This is a genomic window from Pseudomonas azerbaijanoccidentalis (assembly GCF_019145495.1).
GTDB classification, from domain to species: Bacteria; Pseudomonadota; Gammaproteobacteria; order Pseudomonadales; family Pseudomonadaceae; genus Aquipseudomonas; species Aquipseudomonas azerbaijanoccidentalis.
In genome coordinates this window covers 1,365,995-1,382,301 of the sequence record NZ_JAHSTU010000001.1, presented here as the reverse complement: position 1 = coordinate 1,382,301, position 16,307 = coordinate 1,365,995, and the positions used below count along the sequence as shown (strand labels likewise).

Below are 16,307 nucleotides of genomic sequence, written 5' to 3'. Positions count from 1 at the left end.
GTGCCTCTCAACGATTTTGCTCGGGGTTCCATTGCGCATAACGCTGACCGCGCAGGAATTGCCACAGACCGATACTCATTCCGGCGAGAGTCACCAGGAGGAACGCGGCGAGGCGAAAGGGTTTGGGCAAGCGGTGCTGCGAGTCGAGCAAACCGGCGATGGCTGCCGTGTATCCGAGCAATTGCGCGATCAGGCTCAGGCGATAAAAACCATGGTCGTCCCACAGCCAGAAGTTGCTGAGCAGCAGCGGCAACAACAGGATCGGCGCCAGACGACGGATCAGCTTGTGGCTGATCAAGGCAATCGCATACAGGCCATGCTTCAGCGGATTGAGCAGTTCGCGGCGCTGGGCCAGGCTCTGCAAACCGCCCACGGTGACCCGCTGGCGACGGCGAAATTGCTTGTCGGCCTCATCGACGCCAGTGTCGATCACCCGGGCTTCGGGCACGTAGATGATTCGCTTGAACGCCACCGGCGCGCAGGTGCTGATAAAGAAATCGTCGTTGACCTCCGCCGGCACGTTCTGGAACAACTCGCGGCGCAAGGCGAGCAGGGCGCCGTCGGCGGACACCATGCACCCGGTGCGGTTTTCCACGTAGCGCAGCCAGCCTTCGTAGTGCCGATAAAGACTGTCGCCGATGCTCAGGCCCTTGCCGGTCACGGGGATCAGCATGTGCCCGGCACAAGCGCCCACTTGAGGGTCGGCCAGCGGTGCGAGCAAATGCCCCAGGGTGTCCTGGGACCATTGGTTGTCGGCATCGGTGAATACCAGAATCTCGCCCGTGCTCAGTGCGGCGCCGGCATTCAACGTCGCCGCCTTGCCCTGACGCGGCAGGTCGAGCACGGTGATGCGCGGATCGATGACCTTGCGCGCGCACGCCACGGTGTCATCGGTGGAACCGTCGCTCGCCAGAATGATTTGCAGCGTGCGCGCTTGATAATCCTGGGCCAGCACGGTGCGCAGTTTTTCTTCGATGTGCCGCGCCTCGTTGTGCGCGGCAATTACAATGCTCACGTCCATCGGCGCCGCCGGACCGTGCCGGCGCGCGGCAAAGAACGGCGCGAGCAAGGTCAGTAACAACGGGTAGCCGAGGTAGGCGTAGACCGGTAATAACAGGCACAACCAGAAAATGAGTTCAGCCACGGGCGGGCCTCCTGGCATTCCAATGACACAGACTGAGAATGAAAGCGGCGCCAGCCAGGTGCAGGCGCACCCAATGCAGGCCCCAAAGTTGTACGGTCAGGCACGGGTTACGGTGCTTGGCGGTCTGGCGCACGCTCAATACCAGCGCCGGGACAGTGGTCAGCAGCACCATGAGCAGCGCATGGTGAGGAAAGCCGTTGAACAGCGCAGAAATCGCCATGAGGTCCAGCAGCCAGGCACACAGTGACAGCAGTGGAAAGCGCAGCAGGCGCAGGCTCATGCCATGGGTGCGCAACAGTTGCAGGTGGCTGCCCTGACGCCACATTTCCTTGCCCATCCACTCGCGCCAGTTCATTTCGTAACCCCAGTGCAGGGCGATGTTTTCGTTGATCGACATCAGCCGTGCACCGTTGGCGCTCTGGCGCAGTGTGAAATCCTTGTCCTCACCGGTGCGCAGGGTTTCGTTGAAACCGCCGACCTTGTCGAACCATGCGCGGCGCATCAGCAGGTTGGCGCTGGGCAGCCAGTCCACGGTCTGCACCGTATGACGGGAGGGGCGCAAGGTGCGTCGTTGCCAAGCGGTGGCGTACCACGGCGCTTGGGCCGGGGTGTGCAAGTCCAGGCCGAACACGTCGGCAACGCCGGCGTCCTCCAGCTTCAACAGATGAGTGAGCCAGTCTTCGGGCATTTCAATATCGGCGTCGATGAAGGCCAGCCATTCACCGGTGGCGATCTCGGCGCCACGGTTGCGCAGGGCACCGATCAGCACGCCGGGAACGACCAGCACCTGCGCGCCGAATTGCCGGGCAATCTGTGGCCCCTGGTCGCTGGAGCCGTTGTCGACCACGATCAACTCGCATTCCATGCCGGCGGCATCGGCGGCGTGTTGTGCCGCGAGCAAGGTCCGGGCGATGTGCCGGGCTTCGTTGTACATCGGGATGACGATACTGACGCGGCTCATGCCTTGGCCTCCGGGATTGGACTTTCTTCGGCTTTCAAACGCAGGACGCTGGTCAGGGCGAGCATGATCCACACGTACTTTTGGTTCGGGGCACTGAGGAACATCAAGAACAGCGTCAGCGACAGGAAACTCATGCCCAGGTGCGTCATCATGTCAGCCTGCTGCCAGTTGCGGCGCTGCATCCAGGCGCGGCGGGCGCGCATCATGTTGTACAAGCCGAGGGCGAGCATGCCGACAAACAACAGGCCGGCGGGAATCCCCAGTTCACTGAAGATCTCCAGGTAGGTGTTGTGAGCGCGGCGGTACAGGTCACCGATTTTGCGGTTGGCGGAAAACGCCTTGGCGTAACCGGTGGTGGCGTAGTGCAACGGGAAGGTCCCTGGGCCGGTGCCCAGCAGCGGGTTTTCGCGGATCATGCCGCTACCGACGACGATGTACGACGCGCGACGGCCGAGGGATTCGTCCTGCGCCTTGGCGCCGGAGCTCAGGATGCTCAAGGACTGGATGCGCGCGACGTAACCGGGGGGCATCGCGTAGATGGCCAAGGGAATGATGATGGCCAGCCCGAGCATGGCAAAGCCCAGGTGACGCGGGCGAATGCGTGTCAGGTGGGCGCGGTAGTGCCAGGCGCCAATGATCAGGCTGAGAAACAACACCACCAGCCCTGAGCGGGACTCGGTCTTGGTCATGCCGCCCAGCAGCAAGATGAAGCAACCCAGCCAGAACAGGCGATGCAGCAGGTTCGGCGAGCGGATCACCAGCAGCAATGCCAACGGCACGGCAAACGCGATCAGCATGGCAAAGGCGTTCGGGTCTTCCAGCAGCCCGGCGGCGCGGCCCTGGTCCTGGTATTTGCTGGAAAACATCGCCAGCGCGCAGGTCAGGGTGACGCTGAGGGTGACCAGTTTGGCGAACAGGTCCAGGTTCATTTCACGGCCGATCAACAGCGTGATCACAAACAGGATCAGGCCGACGCTCAGCTCCCGCAGATGCCCCAGCGACATGCCCAGGTCATCGGTGTTGAGCATGCTCAGCAGGTAGAGCGCCATGAAGCCGATCAGGAAACGCCAGATGTTGCTGCGCAGGCGGTCCGAGGGAATCTGGTGCATCGCCAGTTGCAGCATCAGGATCAGCGCCAGTGACGCACCGATCAGCTTGGTGCCCGACAGCGCGTTGTCCTTGAAGAACCCTTCGAGCGGCACCAGCGCGGCGATGCCCAACAGGCCCCACGCCGGTTTGCGGTACAGCACGGCGACTCCCACCAGGCCCAACACCGCTCCCGGCGCCAGAAATGGATAAGGGCTGGCCAGCAATGCAAGGCAGGCCAGACCGAGAAAACTGACGATCGAGAGCGGAAAAATCACGCGCGTGCCTCCCGTGCAGTACGGATATAAAGCTGCGACCAGCGTTCGGCCAGGGCCTTGAGGTCGTAGCGATCCAGTTGTGTGCGTCGTGCGTTGTCGATCAGGTGGTGCGCCAGCGCCGGTTCACGCAGCAGGGTGCCAATCTGCCGGGCGAGGGCGTCGCTGTCGGCGGGTGTCGCCAGCAGGCCGTTGTGCCGGTCTTCCAGCACATCGGGAATCCCGCCGACGCCAAACGCCACCACCGGCACCCCGGCCTGCATGGCTTCGAGCAGAATCATCGGCGTACCCTCTGTGCGCGAGCTGATCACCAGCGCATCGAGTTGCCGCCACCACGCACGCATGTCGGTCTGATACCCCGGCAATGTGATGCGAGCCTGCAAACCGGCCTCATTGATTCGCGCCAACAGGCTGTCCCGTTCCGGGCCGTCGCCGAGCATCACGGCGTCCAGTTGCGGGTACTGCTGACACAACGGAATCAATGCGTCGAGAAACAGGTCCGGGCCTTTTTCACTGCTCAAGCGCCCGACGTAACCGGCCAGCCAGCGTTGCCGTTGGGCGTTGTGCGGTTGCAGATCGTTGGCGGCCGGCAGGCCGTTGGGGATCACTTGCAGTTTCTCCGCACAGACGCTGGCCTGACGGTGCAGCGCGGCAATGCTTTCGGCGACACAGACCACGCGATTGACCGACGCGGTGCGGCACAGTTGCAGGCTCAGCCAGGTGTAGAACTTCTGCTTGCGACTGCGCGGGGTGAAACCGTGCTGCGTGATCACCAGCGGCAGGCGCAACAAGCTCGCGCCCACCCAGCCGAACAACAAACCCTTGAAGTTGTGCGTGTTGATCAGCGGCCGCTCGGCCCGTCGCTCACGCAAATGCGCGAGCAACGCCCCAAGACCGGTGCAACCGCGACAGTCGACCCCCGCCTCGCGAAACCGTGCGAGCAATTCGTACGGTGCATCGAGAAACAACACCTGATGTTGCCCCGGTGTCGCCAGGCAGTGGTCGAGCAACATCCGCTCGGCCCCATAGAAGCCGCCACTGCTGAGCAAATGAATGATCGGCAGTGAAGGGCTGCTGTGCCCGGACGACAGGGGCGCGTTCAATTGCGCACCCAATGGACGAAGCTCGGCACGCTCCAGTTCTTGTGCGGGTTGCTGGGCTCGACGTTTTGATCGTTGATCACCAACAGCACCGGCAAGCCCAGTTCGTGGGTGATTTGCGCTGGGTGCTTGAAGCGGTGATCGAAGAACTCACGCACGTAGACGAAGGCAATCGCCAGCAACAGCCCGGTGAACAAGCCGAACGGAATGATCAGCAGCGGTTTGGGGAACGCCGCCTCGGTCGGTTCGAACGGTGGGCTCAGCACCCGGGCGTTGGACAGGTCGTTGTCCAGCGAACGGGCCGTGCTGCTTTCGGCAAAGCGCTGGGCGTAGGTGGAGAACGCCGCGTGCAAGGCGTCGATCTCGGTGTCCACCTGGCGCAGCTTGCTCTGGGTTTCCTGCAACTGGTGGATGCGGTTCTTGAACTCGGCAATGCGCGCGGTTTTCTGGTCGATCACCGAGCTGACAATCGCCAGGTCATTGGTGCGTTCCTGAATCCGGTTGCTCACCACTTTGAGGAACTGCTGACGGGTGCGGGCGATTTGCTCGCGGGTCAGCAGCATCGGTTCACTGCTTGGCTGGAAGATGGCGAGGTCGTTCATGTAGCGGCTGACTTGTGTGGTCAGCGCTTCACCCATCTGTTTGATCTCGCGGTCTTCGAAGGCAACGTTATCCACGGTGGTGGTGAAGGTGTAGGGGAAGGTGTAGTCGTTGAGCTTGGAATTGCTGGCGGCGGCCAGGCTGGTTTTCAGGTAATCGAGCCAGCGCTGGCTTTGCAGCAAGCGGTCGCGGTACAGGTTGAGCGCTTGCTCCTCGGTGTTGATCGCGTTCAGGCGGAAGGTAATCTCTTCCTTGGGATCGGATGCACCGATAGCGCCCAGCAGATCCTGCCGATTGTTTTCCAGTCCATCGAGGCGCACCTGATACTGCATCTTCTTGGTTTCGTAGAAGCTCTGCGGCAAGTCGATCGATTGCAGCGCCTGACGGCTGACCAGGTAGTTTTGCAGCAGCGCCGCGACAAACTTGGTGCCCTGGGAAGGATCAGGAAAGCTGTAGATGATCGAGATCACGTTGGAGCCCGGCAGGGTTTCAATCTTCAGGCTGTCCATGGCCTGTTGGGTCAGGGCGTCGAGCGTGGTGTCGCGTACTGGATCGGTTTCCATGCCCAGCGCCGATTTCATCGGGTTGATCACGTGCTCACGCAGTGGGGTGCTGACGTAGTTCTTGAACGGTTGCGCCAGCAGTTTGTTGAGCATGCCGGGAGGCGGGGTGTATTCACCCTTGTCCCGCAGCTCGCTGATGGTCTGCCGAATCAGCGCCGGTGAGCGCAGGATGTTGCTCTCGGTTTCCATGTCGGCCAGCGACGGTGGAATGAACTGCGCGTTCTCCTGATTCAGCGACGTGGTGGCGTCACCCTGCGAGAGTTTTTTCGACTGCACGATCACCTGGGCGGTGATATCGAAGCTCTGTTTGAGCACCAACGGCAGTACCAGTGCGATCACTGCAAAGACCAGGAATACACGCTTCACCAATTGTTTGTTGGCGAAGAAGATCCTGAAGAACTCGTGCAGGTAGTTTTCCTTTGGATTCATGTCGGGTCACCTGAGAGTAAGTTAGTCGTCACTGTCTTTGTTATCGACGCGGTAGCCGAAGCTGAAGCCCACACCCTGGAACAGCACCACATCCGCCAGTTGCCGCGCGAGCTCACCGGCGCTGGCCAGTTTGGTCTTGGGCACATAGAGCATGTCGTCCGGCTGCAGGTAGGCGATCTGCGAGGCATCGCCGGCCAGGGCTTTTTCCACGTCGTAGCGACGGGCTTCAACCTGATTGCCGTTGCGGCGCATGATCACGACGGAGTCCAGGCGCGCCTTGACGTTGGAACCACGGGCCAGCGTCAGGGCTTCGAGCACCGAGACCGGACGGCGGATCGGGTAGGAACCCGGCTGGCCGACTTCACCGAGCACGTAGATCTCGTTACCCGCGGTGGACTTGAGCAGCACGTCGACGGTCATTCGCCCCGGCAGTTGTGCGTACTTTTTGTTGAGGAAAGCTTCCAGCTGGTTGACGGTCATGCCTTGCAGCGGCACGGCGCCGATCTCCGGAAAACTGGCGTAGCCGTCGGTGCCCACGGTGATCTCCCGGCTCATGCCGGTGGCCGGGTGGTTCAGCGCGCTTTTGAGGTTTTGCTCGTTGGTCAGCGGGCTGATGATTTGCACGGTCAGCTGATTACGGTTGGGCTGGAACAGTTGTTTGCGCTGATAGGCACGCTGGATTTCCTGGCGCGCTTCCTCGCTGGTCAGCCCGGCGATTTTCACCGAAGTGTTGGCGCCCGGCAGTTCGATGGTGCCGTCGGGCAGCACCAACTGGTTGCCGTTGAGCTGGCTGGCGGCGGTGAAGTTCAGGCCGATCTGGTCACCGGACTGTACGCGGTAGGCGTCCGAGCCACTGGTGCTGATGTGGAAGATCACGTCCAGCACATCCTGGGGCCGCAAGGTCTGTTCGATCTTGGGCATGTCGGTGGCCTGGGCGTTGGCGGGTGAGGCCGTGAGGATATTCACCGGCATGTTCTGGGTTTCGGAAGTGCTGGTGCAACCTGCAAGCGGCAGCAACAGCAGGACAAGCATCTTGGCGTTCATGGCGTCATCCTTTTTGCGTTGGCTTACAGGTTTTTGTACAGCCACTTGGGCATGTAGTACTTGCGCCGGTTGAACACGCTGCCAACCAGTTTCGCCCCGGCCTGGGTGAGGCGCTGAACCGCCGCCTGCGCCACTTCCCAGCGCGTGTCTTCAGAGCGCACGACCATGATCACGCCGTCCACCTGAGTGCTGATGACCAGCGTGTCGGCGGCCGAATACACCGCGTCACCGTCGATCACCACGAAGCGGTACTGACTGCCGAGCTGATCGAGCAACGGGCTCAGGCGCTCCGGCGTCAGGTGTTCAGTGCCCCGCGAGAAGCGCCCGAACGGCAAGACGTGGAAGGGCAGGCTCGACACATTCACCACGCAGTCCTGCAACAGCGGCGGGCTCTGCTCGTTGAAGAGCAGGTCGCGAAAACCGCGCTCCTTGCTCAGCCCCAGTTGCTGGGTGAGGTTGGTCGAGGACTGGCTGGCGTCGACCAGCAGCACTAGGCCGCTGCTCATTTGCGCCAGTTGGCTGGCCAGCGCCAGGGCACTGGTGGTGGTGCCTGCGCCGGGGTTGGCCGCGGTCAGAAACAGGATGCGCAGATCCTGATCGAGCACGGCGGATGTCAGGTTGGACTCGCTCGGGTTGGCGATGCTGAGGCTTTTTGCAGTTGAACCGTCCATTAGCTTGCTCCGTGGCCGCTGAATACTTTGAAGGGGGTTTTCAACAGGATCTTCAGATCAAGCAGCAGGCTCTGCTCGGCGATATAGCTGAGGTCCAACTCAACGCGCTGGTCGAAGTCGATATTGCTGCGCCCGGAGATCTGCCATAGACCGGTCATGCCGGGGTAGATACTCAGGCGAGCGAGATGATTGTCCTTGTAGCGGTAGGCGTTGAACGACGTTGGCCGTGGGCCTACCAGTCGCATGTCGCCAGTTACCACATTGATCAGGTTGGGTAGTTCGTCGAGGCTGGTGCGCCGCAGGAAACCACCGATGCCGGTGATGCGCGGGTCCTTGTCGATCTTGAAGTCGATGGCGTCGGCACCGTGTTTGTTCAGGTGCCGCAGCGACTCCTTGAGCTCCTCGGCGTTGGCCACCATGGTGCGGAATTTGTACATGCCGAACATCCGGCCGCGATAGCCGGTGCGTTTCTGCACGAACATCACCGGGCCCTGGCTGGTGAGCTTGATGGCCAGTGCCAACACCAGCAGGACTGGCGAGATCAACAGCAAAATCACCAGCGCACCGAAACAGGCGAACACCCGGTTGGTGCGTGACAACGTCCATGGCCGGCCACCGTCACGGCCCGTCACCCAGCCGCGACCCTGCATGTGAATGGCCGCATCGAGACGCATTCGGTGTTCGGGGTCCAGGCGCTTGTCACGGCGCAGGTGTTGGATGGGTACACCTTTTTCATGTCCAGTCATTGAGCAGTCCTCCGCTGGAATTCAGCCGCGAGCGGCGCGTGGGCGATAGGCAGTGGGTAGTAGTCACGAAACCAGGCGATGAACCGCCCGAGTCCTTCATCCAGCTCGATACGGGGCTGGAAACCGGTGGCGCGGGCCAGGTCGCTGGCGTCGGCGCAGGTGTTCAGCACATCGCCGGGTTGCAGTGGAAGCAACTCGACCCGGGCTTTTTGCCCCAGGTGTTTTTCCAGCAAGGCCAGGTAATCCTTGAGCTCTACCGGGTGCTGGCCGCCGATGTTGTAGATCCGCCAAGGCGCCATGCTGCTGGCCGGGTCCGGTTGTTCACGGTCCCACTCAGCGTTGGCTTGTGGCGCGCGGTCGATCAGCCGGGCGATGCTTTCGATGATGTCGTCGATGTAGGTGAAGTCGCGCTGATGCTCGCCGTAGTTGAACAGCTTCAACGGTTGGCCCTCGGCAATCGCCCGGGCGAACTGGATCGGCGACATGTCCGGCCGGCCCCAAGGGCCGTACACGGTAAAAAAACGCAGGCCAGTGCAAGGAATGCCGAACAGGTGGCTGTAGCTGTGGGCCATCAGTTCGTTGGCTTTCTTGGTCGCGGCGTACAGCGACAGCGGGTGATTGACGCCGTCCTGCACCGAGTACGGCGTGTGCTGGTTGGCGCCGTACACCGAACTGGAAGAGGCGTAGATCAAATGCTCGACCGGGTGCCGGCGGCAGCTTTCGAGAATGTTGAGGAAACCATTGAGATTGCTGTCGAGGTAGGCCCGGGGATTGTCCAGGGAGTAGCGCACGCCCGCCTGGGCCGCGAGGTGAATCACCACTTCGGGTTGTTCTTGGGCAAACAGTGTCTCGATGGCCGGAGCATCGGCCAGGTCAACCGTTGAAAGCTGGAAATGGCCGACCTGCTCCTGCACCCATTGCACGCGATCGTGCTTGAGTTGCGGGTCGTAGTAATCGTTGAAATTATCCAGCCCGAACACCTGATGCCCGTCGCGCAACAGCCGCAACACACAATGGGCACCAATGAATCCGGCCGCTCCGGTCACGAGAATCTTCATGGGCGTGGCGCCTCGGGTACGACGTGACGCAAGCCGATGCCGCTGTAGTGCAGGCCGGCCGCCGCGACGTGTTCCGGGTTGTAGAGGTTGCGCCCGTCGATGATCACCCGCGAACGCAGCTTGCTCGCCAGCAGGTCGAAGTCGACCACGCGGAAGTTTTTCCATTCGGTGCAGATCACCAGTGCGTCGGCATCTTCGAGGGTGTCGTCGCGGGTGGCGCACAGGTGCAGGTCATTGCGATAGCCATAAATACGCCGGCATTCGGACATGGCTTCCGGGTCATAGGCCTGCACGCTGGCGCCTTCGGCCCACAGGGCATCCATCAGATAGCGGCTGGGCGCTTCGCGCATGTCATCGGTGTTGGGCTTGAAGGCCAGACCCCAGATCGCGATGGACTTGCCGGCCAGCCCTTGCGGGAACTGCGCCTTGAGTTTGCTGAACAGGATGTGGCGCTGGCTGTCGTTGACGTCGGTGACGCTGCGCAACAGGCGCAGGGGCATGCCGTTGTGTTCGGCGGTGTGCAGCAGGGCGCGCAGATCCTTGGGGAAGCACGAACCGCCGAAGCCGCAACCGGGATAGATGAAGTGGTAGCCGATGCGCGGGTCCGAACCGATGCCTTTGCGCACCGCTTCGATGTCGGCACCCAGCAATTCGGTAAGGTTGGCCAGTTCGTTCATGAAACTGATGCGGGTGGCGAGCATCGCATTCGCGGCGTACTTGGTCAGCTCGGCACTGCGGTTGTCCATGAACATGAGCTTTTCATGGTTGCGGCAGAAGGGCGCGTACAACTCGCTCATCTGGTTGCGGGCTTCGTCATCGTCGGTGCCGACTATGATCCGGTCCGGGCGCATGCAGTCGGCCAGGGCGCTGCCTTCCTTGAGAAATTCGGGGTTGGACACCACCCGCACCTTCAGCGCGCCCTTGTCCCTGCGTTGCAGTTCCTTGAGAGCGGAGGCGGCGACCTGGTCAGCGGTGCCGACCGGCACTGTAGACTTGATGATCAGGGTGCGATCAGCCTCCATGTAACTGGCGATCTGCCGGGCCACATTCAGCACGTGAGTCAGGTCGGCGGAGCCGTCTTCATCAGCAGGCGTGCCGACGGCGATGAAAATCAGCTCGGCGTGTTCGACCGCGTCGCTGGCCTGGGTGGAGAAGAGCAAACGACCGGCCTTGATGTTTTCTTCCAGCGTGCCGGAAAGTCCCGGTTCACTGATCGGCGGTACGGCCTGTTGAAGTTGCTTGATCTTATTGGGATCAATGTCGACACATAAGACACGATGTCCGACATCGGCCAGTGCCGCTGCTTGTATAAGGCCAACATAGCCCGTACCAAATACGCTCACGTCCATATTGGCGTGCCTCGTAAGTTCGCTGGAAAGATCAGAAATGAGACTGTCAAAAGGGGTATAGCCCAGCCTTGGAAAACCGTGTCAGCAAAATGACATGTTAAAAGTGTAAGACACCCCCGGTTTTGGGGGGCCAATTGCCATCAAAGGCTTGCCGCAGTTGGGTTTACCGTGATTTTAAGCAGCATGAACAATTTTCAGGAAAGCGATAAACGGTCGTAAGGCTTGAAATACAAGGCTTGTAGGCACTTGAGTGTGTCAGATTTGAGACGATTATTTTTTGACGCTTTCGTCTCGTTTGCGTCATTTCTTGCGCTTTGATGGCAAGGTGCTAGTGTCAAAAAATGGCCGACTACTTATTGACCCTCGCCGTGAAAGAGTTTGGGAATGTCTATGATTCGATATATCAAAGAAATATTAATTGCTGTCTATTTGATTACCCATTACGACTATTACTTTGGGCGTATCAGTGCGATCGGAATAACCTTTCCGTTAGTTTTATTTGTCGGAATGTTCGTCGTATTGACAGTTGCACTGTTGATGTCGGCCCACATTCGCCAAACATTTATTAGACATTTATTTGCATTGGCGATATTTGGCTCGGCCGTGTTTTTTGATGTGTATTCAAAAGTCACCGCCGATTACCTGACCTACAGCAGCTTCGTCTCGCTGGTGTACTCGGGGGGCTTCATCCAGGAAGCGATCATCCAGTACCGCGATGCAATCATCAGCGGCGTGCTCGGCGGTTTGCCGCTGCTGCTAGGTGTCGGCCTCAAGCCACGGCGACGCTTTCCCGTGTCCGGCCCGGTATTGGTGGCGGCGCCGCTGCTGGGTGTGTTGCTCCTGAGTGCGGTGCTGTTCGTGCGCGCGGGTGAGGGCGCACGTGGCCTGCCGCAGATGTACACGCCACTGGCCTATCTGAACCTGTTCGCCTACGAATCCCTGCATAACACCGTTGGCCCGCGCGAACCGGTGAGCCTGACGCGCGTCGATCAAGCGGTGAGCCACGACATTGTGCTGATCATCGACGAAAGCATCTCCGGCAATTACCTCGACATCAACGCGCCGTTCGGCGTGCACAGCAACCTGAAAGAGCCGCGCCCCGGGGTCGACATCTTCAACTACGGCTACGCCGCTTCAATCGCCAATTGCAGCGCCGACACCAACATCACCTTGCGTTACGGCGGTACTCGCGGCGATTACATGCGCATCAACAGCACGCTGCCGTCGATCTGGCAGTACGCGAAAAAGGCGGGCCTGCGCACGGTCTACATTGACGCGCAACGTACCGGCGGCAATCTGCAGAACCTGATGAACGACACCGAGAAAAAGGACATCGACGAGTTCGTGCAATTCGACCAGACCAGCGTGCGCGACCGCGACATGGCCGCAGCGGCGAAACTGATCGAACTGCTCAACGACGACAAGGCGCAATTGGTGGTGATCAACAAGGTCGGCGCACACTTTCCCGTGCATGACAAATACCCGGACGCCTTCATGGCTTACCGACCGACGCTGCCGCGGGGGCAATTCGTCGAAGTGGCCGACACCGGCAAGCGCGATGGTTTCAACGGCCAGCCCGATGACTGGGTGTTGTACCGCAATGCCTACAAAAACACCTTGCTGTGGAATGTCGGGGAGTTTTTCTCGCGGGTGTTCGCCCAGGCTAATTTGAACAACGCGCTGCTGATCTACACCTCCGATCACGGACAGGACTTGCATGAGCGCGGCAACCCTGGCCTGAACACCCATTGCGGTGGCGACCCGGTGGAGGAAGAAGGTCTGGTGCCTTTGGTGGTGATCCAGGGCAGCGGTTTGAAAACCCTAGACTGGCAGGCGCAGCTGGTCGGCAACAAGGATCGCTCCAGCCACTACAACATCTTCCCGACCTTGCTGCAGTTGATGGGCTACGACCTGGCGGGAGTGGAGGCGGTGTATGGCAAACCGTTGAACGTGGCCACAGGTGATGATTTCACCTTCAACTATCGGTTCAATGCGCGGCTGGGCGCCAAGCCCGAGTGGAAACACATCGACCTCAACAGCATTGTGACACCGGAGCAGGCGGGGTCCAGTGTGGCAGTGGGGCAGTGAGGTTTTGGTAGCCTGGTCTGGCCCTATCGCGAGCAGGCTCGCTGCCACATGTGAAATGCATTTCAATGTGGCAGCGAGCCTGCTCGCGATGGCGTCGGTCCAATCAACTCAAGTTCAGAGCCTGCCCACACCGCGCCCGATACACCCCCGGCGCACAGCCCAACCACCGCAAACACGCCCGGTTGAAACTCTGCACATCGCTGTAACCCAGTCGGTCGGAAATCTCCACCAACTCCAGATCCACCGCCTGCAAATAGTCTTCGGCACGGCAGCGGCGATACTCATCCAGCACCTCTGAAAAACTCCAGCCCAACGCCTTCAAACGACGCGCTGCGGTGCGCTCGATCAAATGCTGGGCGGTGCAGAACTGCTGCCAGTTGGCGTTGGCGAGGTCGGCGATCAGGTGATCACTGACCTGTTCCAGCAAGGTCGGCTCGCTGTTGTGGCGGGTTTGCTCCAGCAGTTCGATCAGGGTCTGCTCCAGTTCATGATTGCCGGGCGTCAGCGCCGTGACGAACAGTTGCGGGTCGAGGCGGATCGCATGCTGTGGCGCCCCCCAGCGTACTGGCACCCGCAGTGCTTGCTCGTGCTGTCCAGGGTTGTGCGTGCAGGCAGATGCCAGGTCGACGCCGAGGATCGGATCACGTCCGAGGCCGCTGGCCAGAAACTTGCGCCGCAGCATGCTGCACAGGCTGATGAGGATGTAATCAGCGGTCGGCGCGCCGGCCCTGACGCTGCCACGGTCGAGCAATTGCAGCTGCACATCGTGCTCGCCGCGCACAATGCGCGCTTCAAAGTGGCCGTTGAAAAATGGGAAAAAACGTACGAAATACTGGCACGCGCTGTCCAGTGACGCGGCCACGTCGAACAAATACGTCAGGCCATTGGTGGCCGTGGAAACAAAGCGCCGACCTGCCGCCAGACCGATCAACGGATCGCCGGTCTGCTCCAGCGCAAACGCCCAGAAACGCCGCGACAGAAAGAGCGGCACGCGCATGAACGGCGTGCGCAATTCGAACAGGCTGCGGCGGAACAACGCTTCGATACGCTCCCGGGCAACCCCGCGCGCCAGCAGTTCTTCGATGGCTGGCAGCAAGGTCGGGGCGTAGAACGCATTGGGCAAAGGTTGATTGTCCGATGCCTGATCGCTTTTTGTCATGTAGGGCTCACGGCGTCTGGCGAAACACTGGTTAGGCTGCTCGACGTTAAGCGATTTGCCGGAGCAAGACCATGCTTGATTTACGCCAGCTCGACCTGAACCTGCTGCTCGCCTTCGATGCGATCTACCAGCAGCGCAGTGTCACCCGCGCCGCTGAAGTGATGTGCCTGTCGCAACCGGCCATGAGCAATGCGCTGCGCCGTCTGCGCGAGTTGTGCGGTGATCCGCTGTTCATCAAAAGTCGCCTGGGCGTGACCCCGACGCTGGTCGCCCATCGCCTGGCTGATTACGTGCGCGCTGCACTGGAGTCCTTGCGCGATGGCTTGCGGATGATTCCCGCCGCACGGCAAAACAATCCGCTGTTGCGCGTCAGTTGCCTGGACTGCCTGCAACCGGTGTTGCTCGATGCCTTGCTTGAATCGCCCCATGCCGACTGGCAGGTCCGCTACTTCCAGCCTCGGCGACGCGACGCCTTGCAGGAACTGGCGAGTGGCAAACTGGACATCCTGATCGACCTCGACCAGCCCCTGGCCGGTTTGGCCGGCCTGCACAAACAAGTGCTCCCGGCCGATCACTACGTGTTTGCCTATGGCGCCGCGTTGAAGGAGCCGCCGCGCACGCTGGAGGCCTACCTGCAACAACCGCAGATCCAGATCTCCAGCCGCCGCGACGGGCTCAGCCCTGTGGATCTTCAACTCGGCCTGAAGGGATTGCGCCGTACTTTGGCGGTGAGCACCCAAAGCACCCTGGCGGCGAAATTGATGGCCGACCGGCAACCGTTCGGCATGAGCCTGCCGAGCCGCGTAGCCACAGTGTTGGGCTTGCATCAGGTGCCATTGCCACTGGATGAGCCGGTGCAGCTGAAACTGGCGCTGTACATCGAGGCCCGCTATCGCTTCGAACGCAGCCGCGAAGAGGCGATGCATTGTTTGCTGCGCGCATTGGGCGAACCTCGCACCACGCAAGCATTGGCACGCCGCGCCTAAACTTGCCATTAAAAGCACTTTGTAGGCGCTGCCGCAGGCTGTGATCTTTTGATCTTGTTTCAAAGGCAAAATCGCAGCCTGCGGCAGCTCCTACAGGGGGCGTGGCATTCCTGCCAATAAATATTCGTCGACCCGCACAATCGCCTCCACCATCGCCAACGCCGCCGGTGTCAGGGAATAACCGACGCGGCTGACAATGCCATAGTGCAGCAGCAATCCGGGGTCGTCGCTGGGGATATCGTCAAAACTAAGCAGCTGTATCAGCCCCTGTTCGACCTGTTCGGCCAGGGCTTCCATGGTGGCGATGCCCACTGCGTCGGAGCGCCTCACCACGCGGCAGATGGCATCGAACTGGGCGCATTCGACACTGGGGTTGAAGTCCGGCTCGCCCTGAGCATCGGCGAGGATCTTGCGAATCATCGGCGGAATGCGTGTGCCCACCACGGCGTAGTCGAGCAGGGCGCGCAAGGACAGGTTTTCACGCTGGGCCAAGGGGTGATCGACACGGCAGAAAAAGCGCCCGCGTCGAGGGCGCAACAGCTGCACCAGGTATTGCGGATCACCAGTGAAATGGCGCGCGTCGGCCACCAGGAATTCGATCTGTTGCTCACGCAACCACAGCGCCAGTTGTTCCCAGTCGCCCTGATGGAAACTGATGCGGATTGCCGGATGGGCCTGGATGAATTGCGCCAAGGCTTCGGGCACCAGCAGTTGTGCCGGATAAGGGCCGCAACCGAAACGCAGTTCGCCGCCGGTGAGGCCGTTGTATTGAGTGATTTCGTTGTGCAGTGCCTGACTGCCGGCGAGCAGGCGCCGGGCATGTTGCAGCACCAGTTCGCCCTGACCGGTCAGACGGAATTCACGACTGCTGCGCTCCACCAGCAGGCAATCGAGATCCCGTTCCAGGGTCTGGATGCTTCGGCTAAAGGCCGGCTGGCTGAGATTGATCGCCTCGGCAGCTCGGCCAAAACTGCGGTAATCGGCCAGTGCGACGAGGTGGCGAAGCTGTCGTAGGTCCATCATGCGTCTCCTGCATTCGGCGGATACT

14 protein-coding genes are annotated in these 16,307 nt (G+C 60.8%); 2 read left to right on the top strand and 12 right to left on the bottom strand.

Annotation, left to right across the window (positions count from 1 at the left end; translation table 11 throughout):
• Window positions 1-7: 7 nt before the first annotated feature.
• The 10 genes from KVG88_RS05955 to KVG88_RS05910 are packed head-to-tail and all read right to left on the bottom strand — an operon-like array spanning window position 8 to window position 11,026.
• On the bottom strand, window positions 8-1,144 hold the full coding sequence (locus tag KVG88_RS05955) for a glycosyltransferase (RefSeq protein WP_217870660.1): 1,137 nt from the start codon (window positions 1,142-1,144) through the stop codon (window positions 8-10).
• The gene (locus KVG88_RS05950; RefSeq protein WP_150704866.1) at window positions 1,137-2,105 is read right to left on the bottom strand and encodes a glycosyltransferase; all 969 of its coding nucleotides are present in this window, start codon (window positions 2,103-2,105) and stop codon (window positions 1,137-1,139) included. The genes KVG88_RS05955 and KVG88_RS05950 overlap by 8 nt, the downstream gene beginning before the upstream one ends.
• Complete coding sequence (locus tag KVG88_RS05945; protein ID WP_217870659.1) at window positions 2,102-3,469, bottom strand: O-antigen ligase family protein; 1,368 nt, start codon at window positions 3,467-3,469, stop codon at window positions 2,102-2,104. The genes KVG88_RS05950 and KVG88_RS05945 overlap by 4 nt, the downstream gene beginning before the upstream one ends.
• Entirely contained in the window at window positions 3,466-4,581 is a 1,116-nt protein-coding gene (locus KVG88_RS05940; RefSeq protein WP_191630551.1) for a glycosyltransferase family 4 protein, read from the bottom strand. Before KVG88_RS05940 ends, KVG88_RS05945 begins: the two co-directional genes overlap by 4 nt.
• Window positions 4,566-6,158, bottom strand: coding sequence for a GumC family protein (locus KVG88_RS05935; protein ID WP_150704863.1), 1,593 nt, complete (start codon window positions 6,156-6,158; stop codon window positions 4,566-4,568). Before KVG88_RS05935 ends, KVG88_RS05940 begins: the two co-directional genes overlap by 16 nt.
• Before the next feature lie 21 nt (window positions 6,159-6,179).
• Window positions 6,180-7,202 (bottom strand): polysaccharide biosynthesis/export family protein, encoded by a 1,023-nt coding sequence (locus KVG88_RS05930; protein ID WP_150704862.1) that lies wholly within the window; start codon window positions 7,200-7,202, stop codon window positions 6,180-6,182.
• A gap of 23 nt (window positions 7,203-7,225) precedes the next feature.
• Window positions 7,226-7,873: a CpsD/CapB family tyrosine-protein kinase gene (locus tag KVG88_RS05925; RefSeq protein ID WP_217870658.1), complete on the bottom strand. Its 648-nt coding sequence runs from the start codon at window positions 7,871-7,873 to the stop codon at window positions 7,226-7,228.
• The gene (locus KVG88_RS05920) at window positions 7,873-8,619 is read right to left on the bottom strand and encodes a sugar transferase (RefSeq protein WP_150704860.1); all 747 of its coding nucleotides are present in this window, start codon (window positions 8,617-8,619) and stop codon (window positions 7,873-7,875) included. The genes KVG88_RS05925 and KVG88_RS05920 overlap by 1 nt, the downstream gene beginning before the upstream one ends.
• Window positions 8,616-9,677, bottom strand: a complete 1,062-nt coding sequence (locus tag KVG88_RS05915) for an NAD-dependent epimerase (protein WP_217870657.1) — start codon at window positions 9,675-9,677, stop codon at window positions 8,616-8,618. The genes KVG88_RS05920 and KVG88_RS05915 overlap by 4 nt, the downstream gene beginning before the upstream one ends.
• Window positions 9,674-11,026 (bottom strand): UDP-glucose dehydrogenase family protein, encoded by a 1,353-nt coding sequence (locus KVG88_RS05910; protein ID WP_217870656.1) that lies wholly within the window; start codon window positions 11,024-11,026, stop codon window positions 9,674-9,676. Before KVG88_RS05910 ends, KVG88_RS05915 begins: the two co-directional genes overlap by 4 nt.
• A gap of 390 nt (window positions 11,027-11,416) precedes the next feature.
• On the opposite strand from KVG88_RS05910, the gene KVG88_RS05905 reads away from it, so the two are divergent.
• Window positions 11,417-13,114 (top strand): sulfatase-like hydrolase/transferase, encoded by a 1,698-nt coding sequence (locus tag KVG88_RS05905; RefSeq protein ID WP_217870895.1) that lies wholly within the window; start codon window positions 11,417-11,419, stop codon window positions 13,112-13,114.
• Window positions 13,115-13,217: 103 nt separating this feature from the next.
• Here the strand turns inward: KVG88_RS05905 and KVG88_RS05900 are convergent, their stop codons facing one another.
• Window positions 13,218-14,273, bottom strand: a complete 1,056-nt coding sequence (locus tag KVG88_RS05900) for a helix-turn-helix domain-containing protein (protein ID WP_217870655.1) — start codon at window positions 14,271-14,273, stop codon at window positions 13,218-13,220.
• A 71-nt stretch (window positions 14,274-14,344) separates the two neighbouring features.
• On the opposite strand from KVG88_RS05900, the gene KVG88_RS05895 reads away from it, so the two are divergent.
• Window positions 14,345-15,259 (top strand): LysR family transcriptional regulator, encoded by a 915-nt coding sequence (locus KVG88_RS05895; protein ID WP_217870654.1) that lies wholly within the window; start codon window positions 14,345-14,347, stop codon window positions 15,257-15,259.
• 90 nt (window positions 15,260-15,349) lie between these two features.
• Here KVG88_RS05895 and KVG88_RS05890 read toward each other — a convergent pair whose 3' ends face one another.
• Complete coding sequence (locus KVG88_RS05890; protein WP_217870653.1) at window positions 15,350-16,279, bottom strand: LysR family transcriptional regulator; 930 nt, start codon at window positions 16,277-16,279, stop codon at window positions 15,350-15,352.
• Window positions 16,280-16,307: the final 28 nt, after the last annotated feature.